The sequence below is a fragment of the Candidatus Binatia bacterium genome, from assembly GCA_029243485.1.
In the GTDB taxonomy this organism is placed as follows: Bacteria; Desulfobacterota; Binatia; order UBA12015; family UBA12015; genus VGTG01.
The window spans coordinates 1-7,765 of record JAQWRY010000041.1 but is presented as its reverse complement, the minus strand read 5'-3'; the positions used below and the strand labels follow the sequence as shown (position 1 = coordinate 7,765).

The window sequence follows — 7,765 nt, the reverse complement described above, 5'->3', positions numbered from 1 at the left end:
AGCGAGCATGCGAAGTGGAACCCGCCGCCCGACGGCTCCGCCGCGGCCGCTTGAACCCGAAATCCGGACCTGGCTCGAGCCTTCGCGGTGGCGGCTACCCGCCGTCCTGGGCAAATGGGCCCTTGATCCCGCCTACCGCCGGCTACCCGTCGGCATGGGCAAATAGGCCCTTGATCCCGCCTACCGCCGACCATGGCCGCAGCGTCCCGCAACTTGATTGGATCAAGCTGTGAAGCAGCGACGCGTCTCTCTGCCGTTTCTAGGGCCACAGCTGTCGTCTCCGACGCCTCCTCGAACTCGTCGAGGATCACCGAAAGTGTACTGCAGCGAGCCACGTCTCCAGCGAAGCATCCCTGACACCCATCGCGGCCCCGACCGGCCAAAGAGATCAGGTGAGCCCCGGCCCTCGCATATGCAGCGGCTTCGGGCGTTCCAACTCGCTGCGGTGCAACGTATTCACCAGTGCGGCCAGGAACAGCCCTGGCGCTCATGACGGGACCATCAGCCGTATCTGCGACGGAACCGGCAACTCGTGGCTTGGGAGGACGCGTCCTCGTGTCCGCCGCCGTATCCGCCAGGGAAAGTGCAGCGACGACCACGATCGCAGCAGCCGGGAATGCCAAGATCCCCAAGAGAAACGTGAGCCGTGAACCACCGTTCTTCTCGGGGTCATCCATGCGGGGAAACGACGCCCGACGGATGCGATCCTGTCGCCCATCCTCGATGGGCATGTTGGTCAGTCTCCGGCTTCACCCAGCCGCCGCCCCGTGGTGACCGAAAGCCACAACCAGTTGCCATCCGCACCCGCCGTCGTCGTCATCGTACTCGACTGAGCGTCGGGGCCGTACGACCCCTCACCCTTGAAGTAGACGAAGAAGCTCGGAAAGACCTCGACCTCCCCCTCCATGACGGTCTCGCCCGTCACCAGATCGATCGCACCTGCCCCGGACTGCGAAAACGGCTCAAGGTAGAGACGGGAGTCGTCCGCGCTCCTACAGAGAGCCGACTGCTCGAACCTGTCCCCATCCTGGACGATCTCCGTGTCGCACTCGACGATGACGAGTTCGTCGGGACATGTCGGATCAGAGTCGCAGTACAGGCTCCCATCCCTCATGGGGTCTGGGTTGGCCGCTACCACCGTGCGAAGCTCCCAGAGACCGGAGATGTCCGGTATCGCCGGAGTAGCCCCTTCGACGGCCCCCACGATCTCACTCATCACGGCGTCAGCACCACCGCCCATCTCCACCACGAGGCCCGCGTCAGCGCACCCAGGCCCCGCGTCCGTCACCAGCTTCAGAAACCGCTGGTCGGCGACGTCCAGGCAAAACTGCTGTACCGGGGCGTCCGTGAGCTTCGCCCACGCTCGACACTGAAGCTTCGACGAGATCCGCTGGCCCATGGCGACCATGCGGATCGCTTCGCACTGTTCGTCCCCGGTGAAGGCTACGGACACCTGAGGTGTGAGCAGCCAGAGGGCCATCAAGACGAAGACCGAGACCGAACGGGAAGAAGGGATCATGGGCCAGAACGGACGAGCGAGGAACTCGATCCTGTCATCCCAACACTACCAGGCGTGGCAGCCCCTCACGCTGCACCGCCAAGAAGCAGGTGAAGATCTACATCCTCGGACCGCGCTGCCACCACCTCCCTGGCACTGGCGAACTCATCCTGCGCGGAACGCAGTCCCTCGGCCACATGGCGGGCCTCGCCGATCGCCAAGTCGTACCGCTCGCGCCCTCCTTCATCGAGGTCGCCGGGGGCTTCGAAGCCGATCGAGATCTCAACCTGCTCGATGCCCGCGACCATCGTGGCCTCGGCCATCTCGTACAGGGTCCCGGTGATGGTCCCGTCGGACGCGTCAACTGGCTCATCTCCATGGCGGAGCGTCACCCTCGTTCGCAGCCGGATCTGGTCATCCGCGAACGGACGCAGCCGGTGTTCAATGCAGTAAAGCTCCGCGTCCACCGAGTGAGCGGCTCTCAACATCGCCTGTAGTGCGTCGTGATACGCCTTCAGCGCAGCCGCCTCCGCCGCCGACGTCCCGGTCGGCGCCCTGGCAGGCAGCAAATCGATGATCGACGCCACCTGCGGGGCGAGGACTTCCGAAGGGACTCCAGCCCTCCTCTCACGCACATCTCCAGAGACAGGCCGCTGGACCGACCATGCCCTTGTCGCGGGACTAGCCCCGATGTCTCCGCGCCAGTACACCCCCGAGCGCCCGCCCGACGGCTCCGCCGCGGCCGCTTGAACCCGAAATCCGGACCTGGCTCGAGCCTTCGCGGTGGCGGCTACCCGCCGTCCTGGGCAAATGGGCCCTTGATCCCGCCTACCGCCAGCCGCGCATACGCCTCGCGTGGATCGCGGAGGGAATGTCGTGTCGGCAGTCCGGAAGAAGGAACGTGATGGCGAGCTCGTCGGCCGCAGCGATCAGCAAGAAGAGCGACGCCGCCCGAAACGGCCACACGACGTCGAAGAGGAGTAACGCTGGAACCGCCACTCCCATCGCAACCGCCGACGTCTTCGCAAACCACGTGTGATAGCCCGGTACCTCGCGGTACTTGAGGAACCCGACGAACGTCGGCAGAAGGAGACACGTGACCGCGAGAATCACGTAGCCGGCCTCGCGCACGAGGATCTCTGGCCAGAGCCACCACGCGGCGAGGGGGAACGACGCCCACACCGCGAAGTCCGCCCACTGATCCAGTCGCGCCCCCAGCTCCGACTCCATCTTCCACCGACGCGCTAGCATGCCGTCGAGGACGTCGGAGGCCAGCGCGATGGCGAATAGGGTGAGGAACAGGGCCGTCTCGCCGAGCCACGCGAGAATGAGTAAGACCGGCGTCGCGGCGAGGCGGAACGTGCTGAGCGCGTTGGGGATCGTCGAGAGCACCTCAGCCCCCCGATCTCGACACGTGCGCGCGCCAGAGGAAGACGGCCGGAATCGAGAACGCGATCGCCTGCGCGATCCCCGAGAGGAGGCCGTACCCGTTCGGGCTCAGCTGGTTCCAGACGAGGTGACTCAGCGCGATGTACATCTCGTAAGCGGCCGCAATTGGTAAAATCCACGGGCGTTGTCTCCAGAACCCCCAGGCTCCCACCGCGAAAATGAGGTAATGCAACGGTGCCGTGGCTACGGCAGCGGGCCCGTGTAGCTCGAAGCCGAACCAGACCTCGACGTCGCGAACATGGTTCAGGGTGACGTCTCGGTACAGCAGGAACGGGATCGTGAGCGCACAGAACACAGCGAGCCCGGTCATCCACCACGGGCGCTCAGGACGCTTGGTTGATCCCACGGCTTTCGTCTATCGCGGACCACGTACCGGGTCACGCGGCCCGTGAAATCGCGGCCGGCGTCGTAGACCTCCCGCCCACAAGGGAGTATGCGTCTGGATCGCCCTAGCAGAGGGAGGCACGTATGTCGTCGAGGACACCATCGGGGAGAAGGCTGGGGTGCTGCGGTCTCACCGTGGTCGCCATGTCAGCGCTGATCGGCGGGTGTAGCGACGCCGATCCTGATGCGGGGACGCTCGAGGAACCGCCAAGGGTCCGAAGTGAGAATGGCGTCCTCCAAACCACGTTCACCTCCGGTCACTCCGACATCGAGTTCGACGGCCGGACCGTGAATACGCAGGTCTATGACGGCCGACTCGCGCCGCCAACGCTCGAAGTGGCGCCTGGCGACACGATCGAGCTCACTCTGCGCAATGACCTGTCGAACGACACCAACATCCACTACCACGGGATGAACGTGTCACCGCTCCCATCGGCGGCCGGTCAGGGCGACGACGTTTTCCTGACGATCCTGCCGGGGGGCGAGATCTTATACTCGATCGACATCCCGCCCGATCATCCGCCGGGACTCTACTACTATCACCCCCACTTCCACGGTCTCACTGAGTCGCAGATCGGCGGCGGAATGTCCGGAGGGATCGTCGTCGACGGACTTCTCGCGCCCTTCCCGCAGCTCGCGGACATCCGCTCGCACCTGCTGCTGCTGAAGGACCTGCAGATCGACGCAAACGGTCAGGTCGCCGTGACGCCGGACACCGGCAGCCCTACCCAACGGACCGTGAACGGTCAGATCGCACCGACCATTGGGATGCGCCCCGGCGAGGTTCAGCTGTGGAGCGTCGGGAACATCGGGGCGGACATCTACTATCACCTCGTTCTCGAGGGCCACACCTTCTACGAGATCGCGCGCGACGGACAGCGCCACACCCGTCTCGTCGAGCGACAGAGCATTCTTCTGCCGACGGCGGCGCGGTCACAGTTCCTCGTGGTCGGAGGAGGACCCGGAACGTACGCGCTCAAGACACGCACGCTCGGCAATCAACCGCCGAACTACGATCGGTACTTCCCGGGTGGGTCCGACGCGGTCTACGACGGCGGCGCGTGCGACGACGCCGGCATCGACAACCTCGACGGCTGCGAGAACAGCGACGCCTCGACATGCATGGGACCTCAGGGCGACTGCTCGCCGGAAAGCCTTCTCGCGACGCTGGTGATCGGCGGGGATCGGGCCGAGACGGTGGATCTGCCTACGCCCAACCAGTTTCCACCGGTCGAAGACCTGCGGGGACGAGAGAACTGCCCACCGCGCGTGATCAATTTCGAAGAGCGCCCCAGCGGAAGTCCGTTCTTCATCAACGGCCAGCAATTTGATCCAAACGTCACCAACACGACGGTGCGGCTCGGATGTATCGAGGAGTGGACGATCAACAACTGCACCGGCGAGAACCACGTGTTCCACATCCACCAACTCGACTTCCAGGTGACCGAGGTGAACGGCGAGCCTCAGCCCTTCATTGGGCGCCAGGACACCCAGAACATTCCCTGGCGCAACTGCATCTGGGAAGACGAGGCGAACGGCGTGTGTCAGACGGTCCCGGCGGACGGGAACCCGATCTACACGCATGAGACGAGCACTGTCTGCGACGACGGGCAGTTCCCGCGCGGGCAGGTGAAGGTCATCATTCCGTTCACCGATCCCGTGATCGCGGGCAAGTTCGTGTACCACTGCCACATCGGTGAGCACGAAGACAACGGGATGATGGCGGTGATCGAGGTCTGCAACGACGAGAACGTGCCGTGCCCCGTGGACGCGCCCGTTCCGATGTCCGGCGGGTGAACGGACTCCGGGCGCTCGTCGCGCTCGCGCTTCTCGTCGGCTGTGAGCCTCCGCCCGACGCGCTCCAGCACGAGGCGGCGATCCCGGCGAAGCCCGAGACGATCGAGCAGGCGCTTCGGCGCGTCGAGATCGAGTCGAGAACGACGAGTCCCTACACCGGAACCGTCGAGGTCCAGACGCTGCGCAAGAACTGGGAGCGTATCGGCGAATCGCTCGAACCCGGCATGCAGGTTCACCAGCTCCGTCGGCTCGCGTACGGCGAGCTGCGTCTCGGCGAGGTCGAAGCTGCGGTCGAAGCTCTGGAGCAAGCGCACTCGATCGCCGTCGCCCATCCGGATCGGTTCGACCGCGGCGCGACGGCGCGAGTCCTCCTCGACGTCGCAACCGGATACCTTCGCCTCGGGGAGACACGGAATTGCGTCGCGATGCACACCAGCGACAGCTGTATCCTTCCGATCCGACCCGCCGGCGTTCACACGGACCAACGCGGATCGCGCCGGGCGACCGAGGTTCTCGAAGAGCTGCTCGAGGTCGAGCCTCGGAGCCTGTCCGCGCGCTGGCTCCTGAACGTCGCCTACATGACGCTCGGCGAGTTTCCCGGCGGCGTGCCCGAGGCGTACAGGATCTCGCCGGAGGTCTTCTCGTCGGGCGAGCCTGAGTTTAGGCGCTTTCGCGACGTCGGCGGCCGCGCGGGCGTCTCCCAACGCAATCTCGGGGGCGGCGTGTCTGTCGCCGATTTTGATGGAGACGGATTTCTCGACCTGGTAATCGCGAGCTCCGATCCTTCTGCACCACTTCGTCTGCTAAGCGGAGACGGAGCGGGCCGATTCCGGGACCGCAGCGACGCAGCAGGGCTCGCCGACCAGCTCGGTGGCAACGCGGTCATCCACGCCGACTACGACGACGACGGCGATCAGGACCTCTACGTCTTGCGCGGCGCGTGGCTGGGAAGATTCGGACAGCATCCGAACTCGCTGCTGCGCAACCGGGGGGATGCCTCGTTCGAAGACGTGACAATCGAGGCCGGCCTCGCGGGCAGAGACGTCCCTTCCCACAGCGCCGCCTGGGCCGACTTCGACGGCGACGGAGACCTCGACCTTTACGTGGGCAACGAGTCGTGGGGGAACTACACGGTTCCCAGTCAGCTGTTTCGCAACGAAGGCGACGGTCGCTTCGTGGACGTCGCCGACGAGGCTGGCGTCGACAACTACCGGTGGGCGAAGAGCGTCGTGTGGGCCGACTTCGACGACGATCGCGATCCCGACCTGTTCGTCTCGAACCTCTACGGGCCCAACCGGCTCTACCGCAACGAGGGCGACGGAACGTTCACGGACGTCGCAGCGGAGGCGGGCGTGCTCGCGCCGCACGGGAGCCTCGCGGCCTGGGCCTGGGACTACGACCAAGACGGCGCCCTCGACCTGTTCGTGTCGAGCTACACCTCAGACCATCACGAGGCGCGCGGGTACGCGGAAGACGAGCCCGATCTGGAGCGACTCGTTCCCGCGCTGCTGGGACTGCCGCACGAGCTCGAAAGTGCACGGCTCTACCGCGGGGACGGTGAGCTGGGCTTCGAAGACGTCACCGAGCGAGTCGGCCTCGATCGGGCGCCGCCGGCTGCCGGCGGCAACTTCGGCGATCTCGACGACGACGGGTGGCTGGACCTGTACTTGACTACCGGCTACCCCGGCTACGAAGCGCTCCTCCCAAACGCGATGTTTCGAAACCGCGACGGGCGCTCCTTCGTCGACGTGACGACCCCCGGCGGCTTCGGACACTTACAGAAGGCCGAAGGGCTCGTCTTCGCCGACTTCGACGCGGACGGCGACGAGGACGTATACCTTCGGACCGGCGGCATGTTTCCGGGTGACTCCTTCGGCGATGCACTGTTCGAGAACCCGGGCACCGAGGGCAGCTTCGTCGTGATCGATCCCGAGGGCATGCGGAGCAACCGCGACGGGATCGGAGCGCGGATCCGCGTCGATGTCGTGGACGAGGACGGCCGGTCACGGTCGCTCCACCGGGTCGTGTCGGCGGGAGGCGGCTTTGGTGCGGGCCCAATCCCCGTCCGTATCGGGCTGGGCAACGCCGCGGGCATCGAGCGGGTCGAGGTATACTGGCCTGTGTCGGATGTCCGTCAGTCCTTCGCGGACGTCGCGCTCGGAAGCGCCCTTCGAGTCGTCGAGGATCAGGCGCCCGCGACGACCGACTAGAAGGGCGCGGCCGAAAAGTCCCACGCCGTTCGAGAGCCTGGCTCGCCCGCTGGACGGCGCTGCGTGCGACTTTTCGGCCGGACCTCTAGCGCGGTGTGATGCCGTCGTCGCCGTAGACGTTGATCGCGGATAGCCGACATGAAGCCGCCCGACGGCTCCGCCGCGGCCGCTTGAACCCGAAATCCGGACCTGGGACCAGGTGCGCTCGTGCCCTCCTTTCCGGCTGACCAGGGCCGCACGGCCCTCGCCCAATCCGCCGTGAATCCACCGCCACCAGCGCAACACCTACTGCCGGAGGCGTTGCCGGTCGCCTCCCTGCTCGTGAAGCCGGCGCGCACGCTCGCGCAGGCGGCGGTGACTCTCGCCGGAAGGACGAAGTTTGCGTCCGGTACGAAACTGGTAGCCGAGGAAATCGAAGCCGCGTGAC

Annotated in this window: 7 protein-coding genes; 3 read left to right on the top strand and 4 right to left on the bottom strand. The window is 65.9% G+C overall.

Annotated features, from left to right (window positions below; genetic code table 11):
• Nucleotides 1-736: 736 nt before the first annotated feature.
• The 4 genes from P8R42_12495 to P8R42_12480 form a co-directional block, all read right to left on the bottom strand.
• A complete protein-coding gene (locus P8R42_12495; GenBank protein MDG2305440.1) occupies nt 737-1,519 on the bottom strand; it encodes a hypothetical protein in 783 nt (260 codons plus the stop codon).
• A gap of 65 nt (nt 1,520-1,584) precedes the next feature.
• Nucleotides 1,585-2,085, bottom strand: a complete 501-nt coding sequence (locus tag P8R42_12490; protein MDG2305439.1) for a hypothetical protein — start codon at nt 2,083-2,085, stop codon at nt 1,585-1,587.
• 241 nt (nt 2,086-2,326) lie between these two features.
• Entirely contained in the window at nt 2,327-2,890 is a 564-nt protein-coding gene (locus P8R42_12485) for a CDP-alcohol phosphatidyltransferase family protein (GenBank protein ID MDG2305438.1), read from the bottom strand.
• A 1-nt stretch (nt 2,891) separates the two neighbouring features.
• Complete coding sequence (locus P8R42_12480; protein MDG2305437.1) at nt 2,892-3,293, bottom strand: hypothetical protein; 402 nt, start codon at nt 3,291-3,293, stop codon at nt 2,892-2,894.
• A 182-nt stretch (nt 3,294-3,475) separates the two neighbouring features.
• Between P8R42_12480 and P8R42_12475 the strand changes: the two genes are divergently transcribed.
• From P8R42_12475 to P8R42_12465, 3 genes are all read left to right on the top strand, one after another.
• Nucleotides 3,476-5,128 carry a multicopper oxidase domain-containing protein gene (locus P8R42_12475; GenBank protein MDG2305436.1) on the top strand — a complete coding sequence of 551 codons (1,653 nt, stop codon included), beginning with the start codon at nt 3,476-3,478 and terminating at the stop codon, nt 5,126-5,128.
• The gene (locus P8R42_12470) at nt 5,089-7,338 is read left to right on the top strand and encodes a CRTAC1 family protein (protein ID MDG2305435.1); all 2,250 of its coding nucleotides are present in this window, start codon (nt 5,089-5,091) and stop codon (nt 7,336-7,338) included. Before P8R42_12475 ends, P8R42_12470 begins: the two co-directional genes overlap by 40 nt.
• A 207-nt stretch (nt 7,339-7,545) precedes the next feature.
• Entirely contained in the window at nt 7,546-7,764 is a 219-nt protein-coding gene (locus P8R42_12465; GenBank protein ID MDG2305434.1) for a hypothetical protein, read from the top strand.
• Nucleotide 7,765: the final 1 nt, after the last annotated feature.

Bases quoted from the DNA above. Each gene is read 5' to 3' on its own strand.
- P8R42_12495 (MDG2305440.1), bottom strand. From the start codon at position 1,519: ATGATCCCTTCTTCCCGTTCGGTCTCGGTCTTCGTCTTGATGGCCCTC.
- P8R42_12475 (MDG2305436.1), top strand. From the start codon at position 3,476: ATGTCAGCGCTGATCGGCGGGTGTAGCGACGCCGATCCTGATGCGGGG.